At 38.9% G+C, this 20010-nt stretch carries 19 protein-coding genes and 1 pseudogene; all 20 read right to left on the bottom strand.

All coding sequences use genetic code 11. From position 1 onward, the window contains the following. The coding region (locus LFLEISCH_RS05765) for a UvrA family protein (RefSeq protein WP_007474083.1) at positions 1-1164 on the bottom strand (1164 nt) is incomplete at its 3' end. A 7-nt stretch (positions 1165-1171) separates the two neighbouring features. Then, on the bottom strand, positions 1172-3145 hold the full coding sequence (uvrB, locus tag LFLEISCH_RS05760) for an excinuclease ABC subunit UvrB (protein ID WP_007474080.1): 1974 nt from the start codon (positions 3143-3145) through the stop codon (positions 1172-1174). A 184-nt stretch (positions 3146-3329) separates the two neighbouring features. Then, positions 3330-3575 (bottom strand): CsbA family protein, encoded by a 246-nt coding sequence (locus tag LFLEISCH_RS05755; protein ID WP_007546166.1) that lies wholly within the window; start codon positions 3573-3575, stop codon positions 3330-3332. A gap of 30 nt (positions 3576-3605) precedes the next feature. Then, on the bottom strand, positions 3606-4253 hold the full coding sequence (locus LFLEISCH_RS05750; RefSeq protein ID WP_007474076.1) for an HD domain-containing protein: 648 nt from the start codon (positions 4251-4253) through the stop codon (positions 3606-3608). A gap of 20 nt (positions 4254-4273) precedes the next feature. Further along, positions 4274-4660 carry a hypothetical protein gene (locus LFLEISCH_RS05745; RefSeq protein ID WP_007474073.1) on the bottom strand — a complete coding sequence of 129 codons (387 nt, stop codon included), beginning with the start codon at positions 4658-4660 and terminating at the stop codon, positions 4274-4276. A gap of 284 nt (positions 4661-4944) precedes the next feature. Beyond that, positions 4945-5406, bottom strand: coding sequence for an HAD-IC family P-type ATPase (locus tag LFLEISCH_RS16355; protein WP_338151542.1), 462 nt, complete (start codon positions 5404-5406; stop codon positions 4945-4947). Further along, complete coding sequence (locus LFLEISCH_RS05740) at positions 5375-7021, bottom strand: heavy metal translocating P-type ATPase (RefSeq protein WP_338151541.1); 1647 nt, start codon at positions 7019-7021, stop codon at positions 5375-5377. Before LFLEISCH_RS05740 ends, LFLEISCH_RS16355 begins: the two co-directional genes overlap by 32 nt. A 35-nt stretch (positions 7022-7056) precedes the next feature. After that, positions 7057-7356 (bottom strand): ArsR/SmtB family transcription factor, encoded by a 300-nt coding sequence (locus tag LFLEISCH_RS05735; RefSeq protein WP_007474071.1) that lies wholly within the window; start codon positions 7354-7356, stop codon positions 7057-7059. Positions 7357-7510: 154 nt separating this feature from the next. Beyond that, positions 7511-8560, bottom strand: coding sequence for a bifunctional transcriptional activator/DNA repair enzyme AdaA (locus LFLEISCH_RS05730; RefSeq protein WP_007474069.1), 1050 nt, complete (start codon positions 8558-8560; stop codon positions 7511-7513). A gap of 83 nt (positions 8561-8643) precedes the next feature. Continuing rightward, the gene (locus LFLEISCH_RS05725; RefSeq protein ID WP_007474066.1) at positions 8644-9222 is read right to left on the bottom strand and encodes a helix-hairpin-helix domain-containing protein; all 579 of its coding nucleotides are present in this window, start codon (positions 9220-9222) and stop codon (positions 8644-8646) included. A 75-nt stretch (positions 9223-9297) separates the two neighbouring features. Beyond that, positions 9298-9957, bottom strand: coding sequence for a phosphate signaling complex protein PhoU (phoU, locus tag LFLEISCH_RS05720; protein WP_007474064.1), 660 nt, complete (start codon positions 9955-9957; stop codon positions 9298-9300). A 13-nt stretch (positions 9958-9970) separates the two neighbouring features. Beyond that, entirely contained in the window at positions 9971-10717 is a 747-nt protein-coding gene (gene pstB / locus LFLEISCH_RS05715) for a phosphate ABC transporter ATP-binding protein PstB (RefSeq protein ID WP_036062036.1), read from the bottom strand. A 45-nt stretch (positions 10718-10762) separates the two neighbouring features. Then, positions 10763-11589: pseudogene (pstB, locus tag LFLEISCH_RS05710) on the bottom strand (phosphate ABC transporter ATP-binding protein PstB). 17 nt (positions 11590-11606) lie between these two features. Further along, a complete protein-coding gene (gene pstA, locus LFLEISCH_RS05705; protein ID WP_007474058.1) occupies positions 11607-12494 on the bottom strand; it encodes a phosphate ABC transporter permease PstA in 888 nt (295 codons plus the stop codon). Then, the gene (gene pstC / locus LFLEISCH_RS05700) at positions 12491-13405 is read right to left on the bottom strand and encodes a phosphate ABC transporter permease subunit PstC (protein WP_007474057.1); all 915 of its coding nucleotides are present in this window, start codon (positions 13403-13405) and stop codon (positions 12491-12493) included. Before pstC ends, pstA begins: the two co-directional genes overlap by 4 nt. A 123-nt stretch (positions 13406-13528) precedes the next feature. Continuing rightward, entirely contained in the window at positions 13529-14434 is a 906-nt protein-coding gene (locus tag LFLEISCH_RS05695) for a phosphate ABC transporter substrate-binding protein PstS family protein (RefSeq protein ID WP_007474054.1), read from the bottom strand. A 243-nt stretch (positions 14435-14677) separates the two neighbouring features. Then, entirely contained in the window at positions 14678-16453 is a 1776-nt protein-coding gene (pnpS, locus tag LFLEISCH_RS05690; RefSeq protein ID WP_007474051.1) for a two-component system histidine kinase PnpS, read from the bottom strand. After that, on the bottom strand, positions 16450-17163 hold the full coding sequence (locus LFLEISCH_RS05685) for a response regulator transcription factor (protein ID WP_007474050.1): 714 nt from the start codon (positions 17161-17163) through the stop codon (positions 16450-16452). The genes pnpS and LFLEISCH_RS05685 overlap by 4 nt, the downstream gene beginning before the upstream one ends. Positions 17164-17313: 150 nt before the next feature. Beyond that, positions 17314-18489 carry a hypothetical protein gene (locus tag LFLEISCH_RS05680; protein WP_007474048.1) on the bottom strand — a complete coding sequence of 392 codons (1176 nt, stop codon included), beginning with the start codon at positions 18487-18489 and terminating at the stop codon, positions 17314-17316. A gap of 22 nt (positions 18490-18511) precedes the next feature. Next, positions 18512-19960: a cardiolipin synthase gene (cls, locus tag LFLEISCH_RS05675; protein ID WP_007474045.1), complete on the bottom strand. Its 1449-nt coding sequence runs from the start codon at positions 19958-19960 to the stop codon at positions 18512-18514. Between the last annotated feature and the right edge of the window lie 50 nt (positions 19961-20010).

Here is a 20010-nt window from a genome sequence, read left to right as displayed (position 1 = left end):
TGTCTCGCGGTAACGTCTTTCTACATTTGGTAAAATGCCTTCAAAACGCATCCATGTTTCTCGCGTCATTCCAAAATCATTTTGATATTTAAAGAAAAATTCTTGTTCTCCGGATCCATTTAAAATAATATCTTGCTCTTCTTTGGATAGTTTTTCAAATGGTTTTGTCATATCAATCCCAAATTCCTCACAGGCAGATTCGAGCATTTGTGGGTAGTACTGCGAACTGATAGGGCGCCAAGGTACAATGGCTCCGTCTTTTAAAGAAAGCGACATATCAGGAATAACGGTTTCCACATCAACTTCCAATTTAGTCCCAAGTCCATCACATGTTGGACAAGCACCAAATGGACTATTGAATGAAAACATACGCGGTTCTAATTCGCCGACTGTAAAGCCACAATACGGGCAAGCGTAATGTTCGCTAAATAATAATTCTTTTTCCCCCATTACATCTACAATGGCATAACCATCTGCAAGTCTCAGAGCAGATTCAAGCGAGTCATATAAACGCGATTGAATGCCTTCTTTAATGACAATACGGTCTACAATAATTTCGATGGAATGTTTTTTGTTTTTTTCGATGGTAATCTCATCATTAATATCATAGATTTCACCATCTACTCGAATACGTACATATCCTTGTTTTTTAACTTCTTCAAGTGTCTTTTTATGTGTTCCTTTTTTCCCAGAAACGATTGGCGCCATAACTTGAAGGCGCGTTTTTTCAGGGTATTCTAGGACGCGTTCTACCATTTGTTCAATGGTTTGCGATGTGATTTCAATCCCATGATTCGGGCAAATTGGATGCCCCACTCGCGCATAAAGCAGCCTTAAATAGTCATGGATTTCTGTGACTGTTCCGACTGTTGAACGCGGATTACGGCTTGTTGTTTTTTGATCAATGGAAATAGCCGGGCTAAGGCCTTCAATTAAATCAACATCCGGCTTATCCATTTGACCTAAAAATTGGCGAGCATAGGCAGAGAGGGATTCCACGTAGCGGCGCTGACCCTCAGCATAAACAGTATCAAAAGCTAAGGAAGACTTTCCAGATCCGGACAGGCCCGTCATGACAACTAATTTGTCACGCGGAATTTCAACGTCAATATTTTTTAAGTTATGGGCTCTTGCCCCTTGAATGATAATCTTATCTTTATTCAAATTCGTTTCATCCTTCCGCTTTTAGTTCGAGTAATGCATCGCGAAGTTCTGCAGCGCGTTCGAAATCAAGTGCTTTAGCCGCTGCTTTCATTTCGTGTTCCATATCTTCAATTAGTTGGCTACGTTCTTGTTTTGTAAGTTTACTTAAGTCTGGACGAGCTTCTTCTGCTCCTTCGACAGCTGTTGTCGCCGCGATAACACCTCTAATTTCTTTGCGTATTGTTTTTGGCGTAATGCCATGTTCTTTATTATAGGCTTCTTGGATGGTACGACGACGCTCTGTCTCTTCCATCGATACTCGCATTGAGTCGGTAATTTTATCGGCATACATAATAACTCTTCCGTGCTCATTTCTTGCGGCACGTCCCATGGTTTGGATAAGTGAACGTTCAGAACGTAAGAAACCTTCTTTATCCGCATCTAAAATAGCGACTAGGGAAACTTCTGGTAGATCAATTCCCTCACGAAGCAAATTGATTCCCACTAAAACATCGAATACACCAAGCCGCAAATCGCGAATGATTTCGATTCGTTCAAGTGTTTTCACTTCAGAATGCAGATATTGTACTTTTACGCCGGCTTCTTTTAGGTAATCTGTTAAATCTTCAGCCATTTTTTTGGTTAGTGTTGTGACTAGCACCCGTTCATCTTTTTCTGTGCGCTCATTAATTTCATCCATTAAATCATCAATTTGACCTTCAATCGGTCTAATTTCAACAACAGGGTCAAGTAATCCAGTTGGACGTATAATTTGTTCGATGACATCCGGATTTTTTTCGAGTTCATACGGTCCTGGGGTTGCGGAAATAAACATGATTTGATTAATATGTTTTTCAAACTCTTCTAATCGTAACGGGCGATTGTCAAGCGCTGATGGCAAACGGAAGCCGTGGTCGACTAGCATCTGTTTACGCGCTTGGTCACCGTTATACATCCCACGAATTTGTGGCATGGTCACATGTGATTCATCGATAACGATTTGAAAATCATCTGGGAAATAATCAAGGAGCGTATACGGCGTTGAACCCGCAGGACGGTGCGCTAAATGTCTGGAATAGTTTTCAATTCCTGAACAATAACCCATTTCTTCCATCATTTCAAGATCATAGTTGGTTCTCTGTTCCAAACGTTGTGCTTCTAAAAGTTTATTTTCTGAGCGGAGCACTTTAAGACGTTCTTCTAGCTCTATTTTAATATTACCAATTGCTTGTTTTAGCGTATCTGGACGCGTAACAAAGTGAGATGCCGGGAAAATAGAAATGTGTTCCCGCTCACCAGTAATTTCTCCAGTAAGCGCATCTACTTCTCGAATTCGTTCAATTTCATCGCCAAAAAATTCAACACGAATACAGTGTTCGTCACGAGAAGCTGGAAAAATTTCGACAACGTCTCCGCGCACACGAAAACGTCCCCGCTGGAAGTCTATATCGTTTCGGTCATACTGGATGTCCACTAAACGACGTAATAATTTATCTCGACTAATTTCCATTCCCGGACGAAGTGATACAACAAGTTCCCGGTACTCTTCCGGGGCCCCTAAACCGTATATACAAGATACACTAGCGATAATAATAACGTCGCGCCGCTCTAGTAAAGATGCTGTCGCTGAGTGACGTAATTTATCAATTTCATCGTTAATACTCGCGTCTTTTTCAATATATGTGTCACTTTGAGGTACATAAGCCTCTGGTTGATAATAATCATAATAACTAACAAAATACTCTACCGCATTATTTGGAAAAAATTCCTTAAATTCGCTGTAAAGCTGACCTGCAAGTGTTTTATTATGCGCCATAATAAGCGTTGGTTTATTTACTTCTTGGATAACATTGGACACTGTAAACGTCTTACCTGTCCCCGTTGCCCCAAGCAAAGTTTGATGTTTTAGCCCGTTATTTAATCCAGCCACTAATCGCTCGATTGCACGCGGCTGATCTCCAGATGGTTTATATTCTGAAACGAGTTCAAATTTATCGGTCAATGTGAGTTCCCCCATTCAGGCTTCATTTTCTTCCCATTATCAGCCTCTTTATTTTACCATAAAAAAGAAACTTCTCCTAGCAAAAACCGAAAATACGTTCGGTTTTTTTATAACGACAGAAAGAACGCAATCCATATGATTACGTCCTTCCTTTTTTTATTTTACCACTAGATTGCGGATTTACCTATTTATGTGCTTCCTCGCGACTTCGAATCCGCTTAAGCATTGTTGTCGCCACTATAAACCCTACTGTCATGGAAAAAGCATCGATGATAATGAGCCACCATGTATCCGTGTAACCAAGTTTAGCGCTAGCGGCAATCAGCCCTACCATTAAAAATAAAGCGACGTAGCGATTTAATGTCACGCGCGCTAAGATAATAATAAGTAAGCCTGGGAAGATAATTGCCGATATTATTTGGTCAAGCATCATTCATCTTCCTCTCTTATTTCACAAGTTTCATTCCCCGCGGAGCGCTTTAGTTGTTATTTCGGCCGTTAATTCAGGCAAGTCCGTTTTGCGAATTCCCTTTTCTCCTAGCATATCAGGCAAAATTTCACGTAAGAAATATTTAACACTTTCCATATCTCGATATTCATAAATCGTTGCTAACGCCTCACTATAAATTTCAACAAAAATATTTTCTGGATTCCCTTTACGAATTTCGCCAAAAGATTCGTATAATAAATCTACTTTGTCTGAAATGGCTAGGATTTTCCCTTCAAGTGTTGTGTCTTTTCCTTCTTTTAATAAATGGCGATAAATCGGTTGAAATTCATTTGGTATTTCTCGTTCGATAAAATTTTGCGTCATACTTTCTTCCACTTCTGAAAGCATTTCGCGTAGTTCTGTTGTTGCATATTTGACGGGTGTTTTAATATCACCAATAAATAGTTCTGAATAGTCATGATTTAGCGCGCGCTCATAAAGGCCACGCCAATTTACTGTGTTCCCAGCCTGTTCTTCCACATTTCCAAAAAATTGGGCAATTTGTGTTACTTTGAATGAATGTTCTGCAACCGAGTGCTCTTGATATTTAAATTTACCTGGGCAACGATAAATGTTTTCCAGATCCGATAAACTTTGAAAATACTGATGAATTCCCATCAAAATCACCCTTCCATCTATTATTCTTCACGTTTTTGTTTTTTATTAGCCGGATTCGTATTTTCCACCTCGCGCATGATAAGTGCAGAGCCATACCCAAGAAGAGCAATAATTGCGCCCGAGTAAGAACGGAAATTATCAGGTGCAAAAATCGCGATGATGGCAGCAAATACAATGGTTGTTAAAATTCCCCAACTAAATAGCTTTGTTCCTCGTGAGGTTCCTACTTTCATTTGTGAATAAATACCGACATAGCAAACTGCTTGAATCAGTATAAATTGAACGACTCCAAGTATAATGACAACTGCCAATTGATTATTCCAAATAATTCCAAAAATCGTCACCGCAATCATCAAGATAATCCCGATTATCACGAGTGTTTTCTGTTGTGCCGTCAATTTTTTCACTACTTTTCCTCCCAAGATTTATTTATGTTTACTTTACCATAAAAAACTAGCTTTTCGATTGAAAAAGCTAGTTAGCTTGTAGAAAAACTCAAAGTTTACGTAAAACAAAACGCTTCTCACCAAAATCAGACTGCTGACAAATGGTGAGATTCTAGGCAGTGCCTCTGTACCGGAGCGGAGCGTACTTTTGTACGTGAGCACCGGAACGGAGGACACTAACAACGAAGATTGCCGTTTGTCAGCAGTCTGACTAGCTTTTCGATTGAAAAAGCTAGTCTTCTTAATTATTTTTCTTCTCTGGAGCGAATTAAAATGGTGAGTCCAAGTAAGGTTACAATAATGGTTGCCCCCATATCGGCTAAAATCGCCATCCAAAGTGTTAAGAGTCCGGGTAGTGTTAATAATAAAGCAATAGCCTTTAAACCTAAAGCGAATGTTATATTAAAAGCGATAACTTTCCGTACTTTCTTCGCAATTTTAATAGTTAAAGGCAGTTTCCCTAGGTGATTTTGCATTAAAACGATGTCTGCAACTTCAATTGCGCTATCCGTTCCTTGTCCCATGGCAATTCCTAAGTCAGCTGTAACCAGGGCAGGGGAATCATTTATGCCATCACCAACCATAGCAACTTTGCCTGAATCCGACTGTATTTGGCGAATTTTGGATAGTTTTTCTTCTGGTAGTAAATCAGCATAAAACGTATCAATGCCAACTTCATCTGCTACTTTTTTTGCTTGTCTTAGCATGGTCTCCTGTTAGCATGATGGTATTTTTAATTCCTAGATGATGTAAATCAGAAATGAGTTGTTTGCTTTCCGCGCGCAAAGCGTCACGAACGCCAAACATTCCTAAAATAGCTGATTCAGACGCGACAATGACAACTGTATAACCGGCTTCTTTAAGACGAGTCACATCATTTTTGGCATCTTTTTCCCATAATTCAGGCGGGATTTGACTTTCATTGCCGGCAAAATAGGTAACGCCATTTAAAACGCCTTCAAGTCCTTTTCCAGCAATAGTTTGCAGACGCTCCATTTGGCCTTTTTTTTCTAAAGAAGATTGAACTTTTTCACGAACAGCTTGCGCAATCGGGTGGTTCGACTCGCTCTCCATGCGGTAGGCAATGTCAAAGAATGTGTCGTGATACGTGATGGTTTCTGCTACCACTGGCTCTCCTGCTGTTAAAGTTCCGGTTTTATCAAAAGCGATTTGCCGAATTTTTCCGAGCTGTTCAAGATATACGCCACCTTTTATGAGAACGCCATTTTTCGCACTTCGCGTTATCCCGGAAACAATGGCGACGGGAGAAGATAAAATAAGCGCACATGGGCAACCAATAATAAGTACCGCTAGCCCCTCATATACCCAAGTTCCCCAAGCCGCCCCGAAGAAAAGTGGTGGCACAATCGTAATTAAAATAGCGAAAATTAAAATGGCAGGTGTATAATAACGGGCAAATTTATCAATAAAAAGCTCTGTCTTTGTTTTTGTTTCCTGCGCTTCTTCCACAAGATGCAAAATTTTCGCAAGTGAGGAATCCTCGTAAAGGGCTGTTATTTCAGCTTGAACGGTTCCTTCGTTATTGATGGCACCACCAAAAAGCGCATCGCCCACTTGCTTTTCAACAGGCATTGACTCACCCGTAATCGCCGCCTCGTTAAAGGAGCTCACACCAGATACAAGTACCGCATCGGATGGAACTTTTTCACCCGCTTTGATTAAAACGGTGTCCCGGAGTTGTAAATCTTCCGTAAGAACAGTTTCCATCACGCCATCTGAAATCCGCGTTGCCGTTTTAGGGGCCACTTTTAATAATTCGGACATCGATTTGCGCGCTTGCCGCATGCCAAAACCTTCCAGATACTCGTTTACGCCGAATAAAATGGCTACGACAGTTCCTTCTTTGTAGTCTCCAATTGCGAAGGCACCTACTAGGGCGATTGTCATGAGGGTATCAATTGTAAATTTAAAACGGAAGAGGTTTTTGGCTCCCTTAAAGAAAGTCTCGTAGCCACTAAGCGCTGCTGCTGCAAAATAAATGACAAACGAAAGACTCGTTGCTATTTTTCCTTCCAAAAGAAAGGCCACAAAAAAGAGGACTGTAGATATCATGATTTGAAAAAGCAATTTTTTATCACTGGCGTCATGCTGATGTTCGTCGCTCTCTTCTTTAATGATACTAACTTTTTCAGTTTGCAAAATTTGTTCTACATCTTTTAGCGCTACATTTTCCGGTAATACTAATTTCGCTGTGTTGTACTGAATTTTAGCGTCCCCGGCATGCTTTAGCTTTTTAATTTCCATTTCTAATTCTTGTGAGCAATGTGCGCACGAGAGTCCTTTTAGACGATATTCTGTCATGATAAACCCCGTCCTTTCTGAATTAGCGCGCGCATCTACTCGTGGTGAACATGGCGAATGGCTTGAGCAAGTAGCTCCAGAACGTGGTTATCATCTTGTGAATAAAAAATCGTTGTTCCTTGGCGGCGCGATTTAACTAAACGTAGGTTTTTTAAAAAACGTAATTGATGTGATACGGTCGTTTGGTTAAATTCGAGCGTCCGTGCAATTTCATTCACCGAATACTCCCGCTCTTGAAGCAAATTTAAAATTTGTACTCGAGTTGGATCCGCTAACGCTTTAAATATTTGAGTCACATTAAAAAGTGTTTCTTCATCTAAAATTGAATGATTCATTTCCTTCACTCCATTACTATATGGTCATATATTCATATGATAGCGCGAAACTGTCAATTCTCGCAACTATTGTGATGGAAATTCTTTATATGCTAATATATACATATATTAATATATAATCTCTAACTTTTCAAGTAAAAGCAGAAAAAAAAACCTAAAATATTTTAGACTTTTCGAGTTGAAGCAAATATTTTTTCCGTTCCACTCCCCCACCGTAGCCGCCTAGTTCCCCATTTGTTCGAACCACACGATGGCATGGGATTAAAATCGCAATTTGATTCGCACCATTTGCATTTCCGACTGCCCGAACCGCTTTAGGATTACCAAGTTCCGTCGCCATTTCTAAATATGTCCGCGTCTCCCCAAGCGGGATTCCCTCAAGATATCGCCACACTTCCTTTTGAAAAGAAGAGCCTTTTGTATAAAGGGGGATGGAAAAATGCGTACGTTTCGACTGAAAATATTCAGTTAACTGCCCCGCTAATTGCCGACTTATTTCCGTTTCGCCTGGAATGATACGCGCATTTTGTACGTGACGCAACTTTTCAATTTCGCGTTCTAACCCGCGCCGATTCATAAATTCAAGCAAATAAAGCCCGTTTGAATCTGTTAAGCTAAGCATTCGCCCAATTGGCGTTGAGATAATGCTGGCATAAATCATTTTGCCGTGTTGTTTTTTAGGTGGATTGCCCATAATCTTTGTAAATGCATCGTTGAAAGCACTAGCCGATTCATATCCCGCCGCTAGTTGCTCATCAATCACTTTTGCCCCTTTTGAAATTTCTTTAAATGCAATTCCCATTCGGCGAGAACGTGCGTATTGAACGAACGTCATACCATAAACCTCTTTAAATTTCCTTCTAGCTGAAGCAGAATGCAGGCCAAGCTCGTGAAAATCTTTTTCTTTCCACCTTTTCTCCGGATTTTGTTCCACTTTTTCAACAAGTAAAGTCACCTCTTCCGGGATGCTATGCGGATAGGATAGCGGTTCACACCTTTTACACGGGCGATAGCCAGAAAGTAAAGCTTCTTCCGCGGTTGAAAAAAATTCACAGTTTTCAAATTTGGGTTTTTTCGCCGTACAAGTCGCATGACAGAATACGCCGGTTGTTTTGATACCTGCAAAAAACACACCATCATAATTCGGATTTTTTTCAACAAGAGCTTGGTAGAATTCTTCTTTTTTGTTTGCTAAAGTTATCATTTTATTAGACTCCTAACGTTTAAATTTCACCTCTCTTTTAAGTATAACTATTTTTACAATCTTTACTTTCGAAAAATGAACAACTATTTTATACTCACATAGGAAATAATTTTAGTTATTTTAGCGTCTTTTGCATGATTTTCAAATTCAAATACATCGGAGAAATAAACATGTTGTCCCTTCTTCGTGACCATTTCTCCATTTAATGCACCGCATTTACCATGCGTAATAATATGTTCAAGCTCTAATGAACGGATGGGTTCAGAATGGCTGAAAAGCTCATCCATAAACTTAGTTCGGCCACGGATTTCAAATTCACCAGGGACTTCCCAAACAAAGTTTTCAACTAAAAGCGCTTCTAATGTTTTGCGGTCCGCTTTTGCCGTCGCGATGGTGTAATCTCGAATCATTCGTTTTTTAGGTGCGTTGTCACAATCTGTTGGTGCGATTAATGTGAAGTCTGTCTGTTCGCCTGGATCATTTTGGAATGCCCATCCACGTTCAGCTAAGGTCTGCTTTAAAATTTGAAGTGCTTTTGGTCCGATACCGTGTAAGTTTGCCAGCGTTTTTTCATCGTATTCTTTAACTTGTTCAAGCGTTTTAATACCAATTGTCGCGAGTGCATTTGTTGCAGGCTTGCCAATTTTAGGTAAGTCAGTCATGCTTTTCACCTCACACATTTATTTACCTGTATTATAACAAAAACGCGCTCCCTCAACTAGGAACACGTTTTTTGATTATTGATTCAATTCTTCAATTTCACCGCTTTCCAAGTAAACAATCCATTCCGAAACGTTTGTAATGTAATCCCCAATACGTTCTAAGTTTTGCGCGACAAGTAGTAAGTGCGTCACATCTTCTAAGTGCTCTGGATCTTCTTGCATTAAACTAATACATTTTTTAGAAACTAAACGGTGTAGTTTATCGACTTCATTGTCACGCGCCGCAATTTCACGAGCACGATTAGCATCGCCGGCTAAATAAGCGTTTAAAACGTCGTGTAGCATTACTTTTACGATTTCACCCATTTCCGGAATTTCTGGAATAGGTTTTAAAGCTTTACTACTTTCTAATTGAATAGTTGCTTTTGCGATACTAACTGCATGGTCGCCAATACGCTCCAAGTCTGAACTGGCTTTTAAAACGGTCACGATTTTACGCAAATCGGTTCCAACAGGTTGTTGCAAGGCAATTAATTCGAAGGAGCCTTGTTCAAGCGAAAGCTCCATATCATTAATCGCTTTATCTTCCGTTATTACTTGTTCAGCTAGCAATTGGTCACGTTCTACTAGGGACTTTACCGCTTTAAAAATAGATTCATTTACAAGGACACCCATTTTTAACAAGTGCTGATGTAGTTCATTTAACTGCTCTGTAAATAGTTTTCTTACAACCATACTGACACACTCCTTATCCAAATCGACCAGAAATATAGTCTTCTGTTTTTTGTTCTTTCGGGTTTGTGAAAATTGTCGTCGTATCGGCAAATTCAACAATCTCGCCATTTAGAAAAAAAGCTGTCTCATCGGATATACGCGAAGCTTGCTGCATATTATGCGTTACAATGACAATGGTATAATCTTTTTTTAGTTCTAAAATGAGGTCTTCTACTTTTGCGGTTGAAATTGGGTCAAGGGCCGAAGTGGGCTCATCCATCAAAATCACTTCTGGTTTTACGGCTAAAACGCGTGCAATGCAAAGCCGTTGTTGCTGCCCGCCTGACATCCCTGTTGCTGGTTTATCTAAACGGTCATGAACCTCATCCCATAGCGCGGCTTGTTTTAAGCTTCGTTCCACAATCGAATCCAGTTCCTTTTTATTTGTTACACCGTGCATACGTGGACCATACGCCACATTATCATAGATGGAAAACGGGAAGGGATTAGGTTGTTGAAATACCATACCCACACGTTTACGAAGGTTGACCATATCTAGTTTTGCTTGATTGACTTCCTCTTCTGCAATTCGAATACTTCCTGTTGTTTTTACATTTGGAATTAAATCATTCATTCGATTTAAAGTTCTTAAAAAAGTGGATTTCCCACAACCGGACGGGCCGATGAGTGCCGTCACATAATTTTCTTTGATTTGTAAAGAAACTTGTTTGAGGGCTTGTTTTGATCCGTAAAATAAATCGACTTTGTCCGTTTCAATCATAAATTGTGTTTTTTCAGCCAGTTCTACCAATTTATCCGCCTCCTCTTATCCAAAGTTTCCAGAAATATAATCTTCTGTTCGTTTTTCACTTGGGTTTGTAAATAATTCGGTTGTGCTCTTGAACTCGACGACTTCGCCAGGTAAAAGAAGGCGGTATAGTCGGATACTCGTGCTGCTTGTTGCATGTTATGTGTGACGATGACAATGGTGTATTTTTCCTGAAGTTCATTGATTAAATCTTCAATTTTACTTGTAGAAATCGGGTCAAGTGCCGATGCTGGTTCGTCGAGCAAAAGAACTTTAGGCTGCATGGCAATGGCGCGTGCGATACAAAGTCGTTGTTGCTGACCTCCTGAGAGTGAAAGCGCACTTTTATTTAGGTCATCCTTTACTTCGTCCCATAAAGCTGCACCGCGCAAGCTTTTTTCTACACGTTCCATCAATTCTTTTTTATTTTTCATACCATGGCGTTTTAAGCCAAAAGCAATATTTTCATAAATGGATTTTGAAAAAGGGTTGGGTTTTTGAAAAACCATCCCGATTTCTTTACGGACATTGTATAAATCAATTTCTTTGCGATTAATATCTATTCCGTTATATAAAATTTCCCCTTCCATCCGACAGCCTTCAATTTCATCATTCATCCGATTTAACGCTCTTAAATACGTGGATTTTCCGCAACCTGAAGGTCCAATTAGTGCGGTTACTTTATTTTCAGGAAAAAGAAGGTCGACTCCTTTTATCGCATGATTATCGCCGTAATAAACATGCAAATCTTTCGTCGCCATCGCATGACTGTCCAGTTCAAAAGGAGAAATGGCTACTTTTGCTTCTTCAACTTCCACATTTATCGGCATCGTTTTTGTGATCATCATTTACAAAACTCCTTTTAAGACGAAGACGTCATTTTTTTAAATACGATTTTCCCAAGAATACGCGCTAAAATGTTGAAAAGTAAAACGGAGATAATGAGAACCGCTGAAGCGCCGTCAGAAACAGCTCTTGCATCCGGCATAATTCCTTCCCCATTAATTTTCCAAATATGGACAGCAAGTGTTTCCGCAGGACGGAAGATATTAAGTGGCGACGTAATTTCAGCCGGATTCCAATTTGTAAAGTCAAGAATTGGTGTACTCTGACCAGCCGTAAAAATAAGTGCCGCCGCTTCGCCAAATACCCGACCAGCCGCAAGAATAATCCCTGTAATAATCGCTGGTAAGGCCGCTGGGATTAAAACGCGCGTAATTGTTTCCCACCGGGTTAACCCAAGAGCAAGTCCGGCTTCGCGCTGAGTGCTTGGAATAGCATTTAAAGCATCTTCCACTACACGAATTAAAAGTGGTAAGTTAAAAATCGTTAGCGTTAGTGCTCCAGAAATCACCGAGAAGCTCCACCCCATCTGAATAACAAATACGAGAAATCCAAATAGGCCGACAACAATCGATGGTAATGAACTTAAAACTTCTATCATTGTTCGAATTAAATCCGTCAACCAATTTTTCCTTGCATATTCAGCCATATAAATACCTGCACCAAGCGCAATAGGTACGGAAATAATCATTGTAATAATAAGCATATAGAAGGAATTCCAAATTTCAGGACCAATCCCCCCACCGGCTTGGAACGATTTTGGAGGTGTTGTTAAAAATTGCCAACTTAATTGCGGGACACCTTTGACTAAAATATAGCCGAGAAGACTTGCTAAAATGATAACGATGATAGCTGCAATGGCATAAAATACGCCTGTTGCAATTTTATCTTTTGTTTTTACATTCATTTCGCTTTCCTCCTACGGCCGATAAATCGGATAATAATAATGAAGAATAGGGACATTGCAAGTAAGACCATTGCAAGCGACCATAAAACGTTATTTTCAAGTGTGCCCATCACGGTATTTCCCATTCCCATTGTTAAAATACTGGTTAAAGTGGATGCTGGTTCAAATAATGATGTTGGAATAACTGCTGAATTCCCGATTACCATCTGAACGGCCAAAGCTTCCCCAAATGCGCGTGCCATACCGAATACAATAGCCGTCATAATTCCTGCGCGCGACGACCGAAGTACTACACGCCAAATGGTTTGCCATCTAGTTGCCCCAAGCGCGAGAGAAGCCTCACGGTAGTGACGGGGCACTGATTTAATCGCATCTACAGAAAGCGATGTGACCGTTGGCAAAATCATAATGGTTAGCACCACTGTGGCAGCTGCAATTCCGAAACCACTGCCTGAAATATGCTCACGAATAAATGGAACCACAACGCTAAGACCAATGAAACCATAAACGACTGAAGGAATACCTACAAGAAGTTCCATAACTGGTTGTAATATTTTTTTCCCAAAGCGAGGAGAAATTTCAACCATAAAAATGGCTGCCCCAATAGCAAGCGGGCCGGCGATACATGCCGCGAGAAGTGTAACGGCAAAAGAACCAATAATCATTGGAAGTGCGCCAACTAGAGCATTTCCAGCAGCATCAACTTTAGATGGATTCCAATCCGTTCCTGTTATAAAGTCAATAAAGGAAACATTATTTACAAAAAAGGTGGATAATCCTTTTGAAATGACCATATAAAGAATCGAGATGGCCGCTAAGATCATAATACTAATGCAAAGAAAGGTAATGACCTTTCCTCTTGTTTCTAAACGAGCCTTTTTTGATGTTTTCGTAAGGTTTTCTTCATTCATGATTTCCAAGGCTAAAAACTCCTTTCAGTCCCTAACATGCGGGCAAGTCTCCCTTGTTAGACAAGAAAGACTTCCCGTAAGTCGCAGGCTTTCGGTCATTTTTACCTTAGCCTGCATCTTTTTTTATTTTACCTCTGTTAACTTACCATCTGAATCACGTTCTACTTTCATAGAATGAATGGACTGGTAACCTAATTGTGGTACTAAATCATTTTGGATTGTTTCACTTGTCATATATTCCAGGAATGATTTGGTTACGCCTTTAGGTTCACCGTTTGTATACATGTGCTCATAAGACCAAATTTTCCAATCGTTCGTTGCGACGTTATCTTCATTTGGTTCTACTCCGTCTACTTTTAAGCCCATAATAGAATCATCGATATATGAGAAAGCAAGGTAGCTAATCGCGCCTGGTGTTTCGCTTACAATCTTTCGAACTGTTCCAGAAGAATCTTGTTCCTGTGCTTTAATGGTTGATGCGCCTTTTAAGCCCCATTTTTCAAAAGTAGCGCGTGTTCCACTACCTTCCGCACGATTGATTACAGTAATTTTTTCATCTTTACCGCCAAGCTCTTTCCAGTTTTTCACTTTACCGGTAAAAATATCAATTAATTGTTGTTGTGTAATGTCTTTCACACCGACATCTTTATTTGTAACAGGAGCCATTCCGACAACTGCTACTTTATGATCAACAAGTTTCGAAGCATCTACTCCGTCCTTCTCTTCTGCAAAAACATCTGAGTTTCCGATTTCAACTGCCCCTTGTCCAACTTGTGTTAAGCCTGTTCCAGAACCGCCACCTTGCACATTAATTTGCGCTTTTGGATTTTCTGTTTGAAACTGTTTACCTGCTGCTTCAACAAGAGGTTGGAGTGCGGTTGAACCAACTGCTGTCAGTGACCCAGAAACTTCTTTACCATCTCCCGCGCTTCCATTTGCTTTATCACTAGATGAACCGCCACCACAAGCAGCTAAGACTAACATTAATGCTGAAAGAACTGTAAGTAATCCCAAAACTCTTTTTTTCATAATTTCGTTACCCACCTTATTTTTAAAATTAGTATTTCTTACATGTTTAACTATAACCGTTTGTAGTTAAGTACATATTTAGCTAATGTTAAGAAATTGTAAACCCGCTTATTTTTTGTAAATTTCATTAAATCCTGTCGTTTTTCTAACGGTTTACGTTACAAAAAATTTCTCACTAGCGTAAATAAAATAAAAAAACATTCAACAACATGACAAATGTCATCATGTTTTTGAATGTTCCACTTAACGATGTTTAGGTAATCGAATATAGAAGGTAGTCCCTATGTTTTCCTGGCTTGTGACGTGAATCGTGCCCTCCATCATATCCACCAAATGCTTCACGATTGATAAACCAAGCCCGGTTCCACCAGAATGTCTGGTTCGCGCCTTATCTACACGATAAAAACGTTCAAAAATGCGTTCCAAATCTTTCGCAGGTATTCCAATACCATTATCTTTCACTATAAGTTGAATCTCATCGCCCAAATCTTCTAATTGAAGCGAAATTTCTCCTTTTGCAGGTGTGTATTGTATAGCATTAGAAAGGAGATTAATTAAAATTTGCTGTAAACGATCCCCTTCATTTTCAATCAAAATGGTCTTATTCTCATCCCATTTTTTTTGAATAGAGATTTCTTTTAATGTAGCTAATTCACTAACTGTTTTAACAGATTGCTCCATCATATCATTCACATTTACTTCTTCAATTTGAAGCGGTAGCGTTTTTTGTTCAATTCGAGATAACGCTAAAATATCTAAAATTAAACGGTGCAAGCGGTCACTTTCATCTTTAATAATGGTTAAAAATTGCTTTAAAAGCGCCTCATCATACATCGCCCCATCTAAAAGCGTTTCCGCAAATCCCTTTAAGGCCGTTACGGGTGTTTTCAGTTCATGAGAGACATTCGCAACAAATTCTGAACGGACATTTTCTAAATGTCTAATCTGCGTAATATCGTGAAGTAAGAGCACTAAGCCCGAAACCTCCCCATCCTCCATTAAAATGGGCGAAACACTTGCATCTAAAATCATTTCTTTAGGGAAATAAATCGTGATTTCCTCTTGTTTCATTTGTTTAGTTTGAAGGGTCTCTTCAATGAGCTCGCTTAAACCGTAACTTTTAATCACCTCATAAAACGGCTTTCCAGTAATCTCTTGTTTTCCTAGAATACGGTACATCATTCGGTTGGTCATCACGATTTCTTTATCATGATTAATCAGCATCACACCGCTCACCAAATTTTCCACAATAGCCGTAAGCCTTTGAGAGTTTTCACGAATTTCAAACATCTGTGTTTCTAAACTTTCGGCGAGTTTATTCACACTAATTGAAAGTTCTTGTAGCTCCCCGCTTGATTTTCCGTAAATCCGACTACTGTATTCGTGATTTGCCAAATCCGTTGAGACTTCAATAATTTCTTGAACTGGTTTCGTGATTTTACGTGCAATAAAAATACTAATAAGAGCGATTAAAATCAGCGCAATACCAAAAATAAGGAATAAGTTTCCCCACAACGTATTAATCGCGGATTCAACTGATTCCAATGAAACTGCGATTCGAAGTGCACCAGCCACATCCCCATTTTGTACAATAGGGACAGCAACATATAGCATACTGTATCCTAGCGTATCACTTTTTCGCGTTGCAATCCCCACATCTTGACCATCTTGCAACACCTCTTTAAATTCCGGGCGATTCGCATGATTTTCTAGCGTTGTCGGATCTTCTTTTGAATCCGCAATCACATGTCCTTTATTATCTACTATTGTAATCCGTGCATCCACTTCTTCTGTTAGCGGGCTAAGCTGTTCTTGAATTTGTGCACTGTTTTGATCTAAATTGACATTTTCGATATTGGTTGTATGAAGTAAAACACGCGCTTCATCTTCCAATTGATTTTCTTTCATATCTAAATACGTCGTCTTCATGAGTTCACCAGAAAATAACCCCACTAAGCCCATCGTAATGAAAAATAAGATAAAAAAGGAAATCCCAATTTTAAACCATAATTTTTTCATAGCTCACCTTTTACATTCTCCATTTTATAGCCAAATCCCCGAATTGTTTTAATATAGCGCGGCTGTTTCGTGTCAAATTCAATTTTATCACGTAAATGACTGATGTGAACGTCTACAATTCGTGTTTCCCCGATGTAATCATAATTCCAAACAGCATCTAACAATTGATCCCGCGAAAAAACCTTTCCACGGTGATTCGCCAAATAAAGCAAAAGTTCAAATTCTTTTGGAGTCAATTCGAGTTGCTCCCCGTGCATAAAAACCTCGTAACTGTCACGATGAATTTTTAAATCTCCTAGCTCCAAAATATTTTCATTAGATTCCTCTTCTTTTGCTTCATCTGCCTTACCCACACGACGCAAAATCGCTTTAATTCTTGCAACTACCTCTCTTGGGCTAAACGGCTTCGTCAAATAATCATCTGCGCCAAGTTCTAGGCCGATAATTTTATCTAGCTCCTCATCTTTTGCAGTAAGCATTAAAATCGGAAAATCATATTTATTTTGACGCAATTTTTTCGTAACTTCAATCCCGTCCATTTTAGGAAGCATTAAATCAAGCACGATTAAATCAGGTTTTTCAGAAACCGCAAGCTCATAACCCATTTGCCCATCTGTTGCTGTTAAAACTTCAAAACCCGCTTTATTAATATTAAATTCCAGTAAAGTTACAATTGAAATTTCATCATCTACAACTAAAATTTTAGTCACAAAAATCTCCCTTTCTTAACAAATTCCGTCTACTTGTCATCTTAAATATAGCATGAATTTACGATTTCTGGATAGCAATACCAATATCTTTACAAAAACTTAAAACGAGTACTAGACAAAATCCAATTTTTGCCCAGCACTCGTTTTGATTTATCTTGGTTCTACTAAAAGTATCCCTAATTCGAAAGACTCATTTTCATATAGAGCCGTCTGTTCAATACGTGGCTCTCCGTTTTGATCCACCACTTTCAAACGACAAAAAGCGCGATTAATATTTAACGCCTCATACATATCTGCCCGCGTTTTAACTGGCATACCATTCACTTCTGTAATTTTCTCACCCGCTATTAAACTCATTCTTGCTGATGGCGATCCGATTCTGGCCCCTAAAATAACAATTCCATCCGGCTGCGGGATGTATTTTTGAGGAGCAAACTTATCATTACGATAATAGCGCCACATAATCCAAAAACGAGAAATAATGGCCAGTACAAAAGCAAAGAGTGTTAGTACAGGGATGACAATGCTCAAAAGCCCTATACCTGCAATGAAAACAGCAAGTGTCATGACTTGTCCCGCTATTTGTTTACTTAGAACTTCCGGTAACTCCGAACGCGTTTTTTGTTCAAAACCAATAACAAGTGGCAAAATGATGAGTGTATAGGAATCTGCACCAATATGGAATACTGGCCACCAATCAAATAGTTGCGTTATTTCATTTCCCGGAATAAAAGCAACAAGAGGAATAAACCATAATTTTCTTAGCTGAAAAGCCCCTACAAATTTTCCGCGCTCACTTTTCCGAAGAGATGGAGAAGGCGATTTTGCACTTGTTTGACTGATTAAATAGGCTTCTACAAATAATAATACTGCGAGTAAAAACGTCATTGCAGTCATAAAATTATCCACTAGTAAATCATCGTAGAATAAGTATTTATCTTGTAACGGTCCAAATTGAATATCAAAATAATAGCAAAAATAAAAGACAAGACTAGAAATACCAATTGTTATTGCTGTAGAAGTTAAACGGAACATCGATGTTAAAAGCGCGAGTATAGTAACCACATTAAAAATAACAATCCACGTCATCATTACGCTAAAACCAGCAAAAAATAAAATCACTGAAATGAAAAAAGCGACTAGTAGTCCTAATGTAAAAAAGTTTTTCAACTCCATAAAAGGCGAATAAATACGCACACTAAACGATTTCCGCTCCCATTTTACACGATTATATCCAGCAAATATAACGAAAAGGATGGCTAAATAAAAGACCGGCTGAAGAAATAAACTAGCAATGCCTTTTAAAATAATTTCTATAACTTCCAATTTCTCTCCACCCTTCCATTTTCTATAATATCGGAGCTAATAAGCGACTAATTGCTTCTTTAAATTTTATCCAAAGTGAACGTTCTTTATATAATTCAGGCGTTAGTTGATATGATTTTAAAATATCTTCTAGGAAAATATCTTCTAATTTTTGCGCAAGTGCTTTTTCATAAATAAAGGCATTTACTTCAAAATTCAAACGGAAACTACGAAAATCCATATTCGCTGTTCCTACAGAAGCGATTTCCCCATCAATTACAAGCATTTTAGCATGAATAAAGCCATTATCATAAATAAAAATTTTGGCGCCTGTCTCCATTAATTCCCCAGCATAACTTGTCGTAGCTCGGTAAACAAAGGCATGGTCAGGTTTATTCGGAATCATAATTCGCACATCCACTCCAGCAAGTGAAGCCAGCTTTAAAGCTTCAAATAAACTGGCATCTGGAATAAAATAAGGTGACTGCAAATAAATTGATTTTTTAGCGGAATTAATCATTTTAATATAACCATTTTTAATTTGCTGCCATTCAGAATCAGGGCCACTTGATACAATTTGCAAACTTGTATGCCCATTGCCATAAAAAGCAGGAAAATATCTAGATTTATAATCTACTTTATGATTAGGCGCCGCCGAATTCCAATCCATAATAAACCGCGTTTGCATCGCATAAACTGCTTTTCCGTGCACTCTAAGATGCGTATCACGCCAGTATCCAAATTTTTTGGATAAACCTAGATATTCATCTCCAATATTAAAACCACCAATATAGCCTACTTGCCCGTCAATTATGGCTAATTTACGGTGATTTCGATAATTCAGCCTGAAATTAATGAGCGGAAGCTTTGAAGGAAAAAACGGTCTCACCATACCACCATTTTTCTCCAACTGCTTAAAGAAAGATTTTTTGGTTGTTCTTGAGCCCATGGCATCATAAATTACTTTCACATTCAAACCTTCAGCTGCTTTCTTTTCGAGTAAACGTATCATGCGTTCCCCGAGTTCATCAGAGCGGAATATATAATAAATAATATGAATATGGTCCGTTGCTTTTTCAATATCTTTCATTAAAGCTTCGAACTTTTCATAACCATCCACATAAATATCTACATTATTATCCTGCGTCAAAACAGCTCCGTCATTTACAAGAAGCAAGTAAATTAAATCGCGATATTTTTTTACATTGGCATCGCTGAACGGAAACTCCTTTTGTCGAATTAACTCAATTTGATTTTCAGTTGATTCTTTTATCCCGATTTTCTCCTGTCCTTTCCAGTCAAAAATCTTTTTGTTAGAAAGTTTTCTACCAAAAATCAAATAAATGATAAAGCCGATAATTGGTATAAATGTCAAAACGAGCAGCCATGCCCAAGTTGCTGATGTATCACGTCGTTCTAAGAATACGGTTACTGCTGCGAAGAAAACATTTAAAACTAACAGGATGACGAGAATTGCTGTCAAAATCCCCACTTTGCTCTCTCCCTTTTGTTTTATTCTATCCAATCATATCATAAAACTAC

The sequence above is a fragment of the Listeria fleischmannii subsp. fleischmannii LU2006-1 genome, assembly GCF_000344175.1.
Lineage (GTDB): Bacteria > Bacillota > Bacilli > Lactobacillales > Listeriaceae > Listeria > Listeria fleischmannii.
This window is presented reverse-complemented; position numbering and strand designations above follow the sequence as displayed.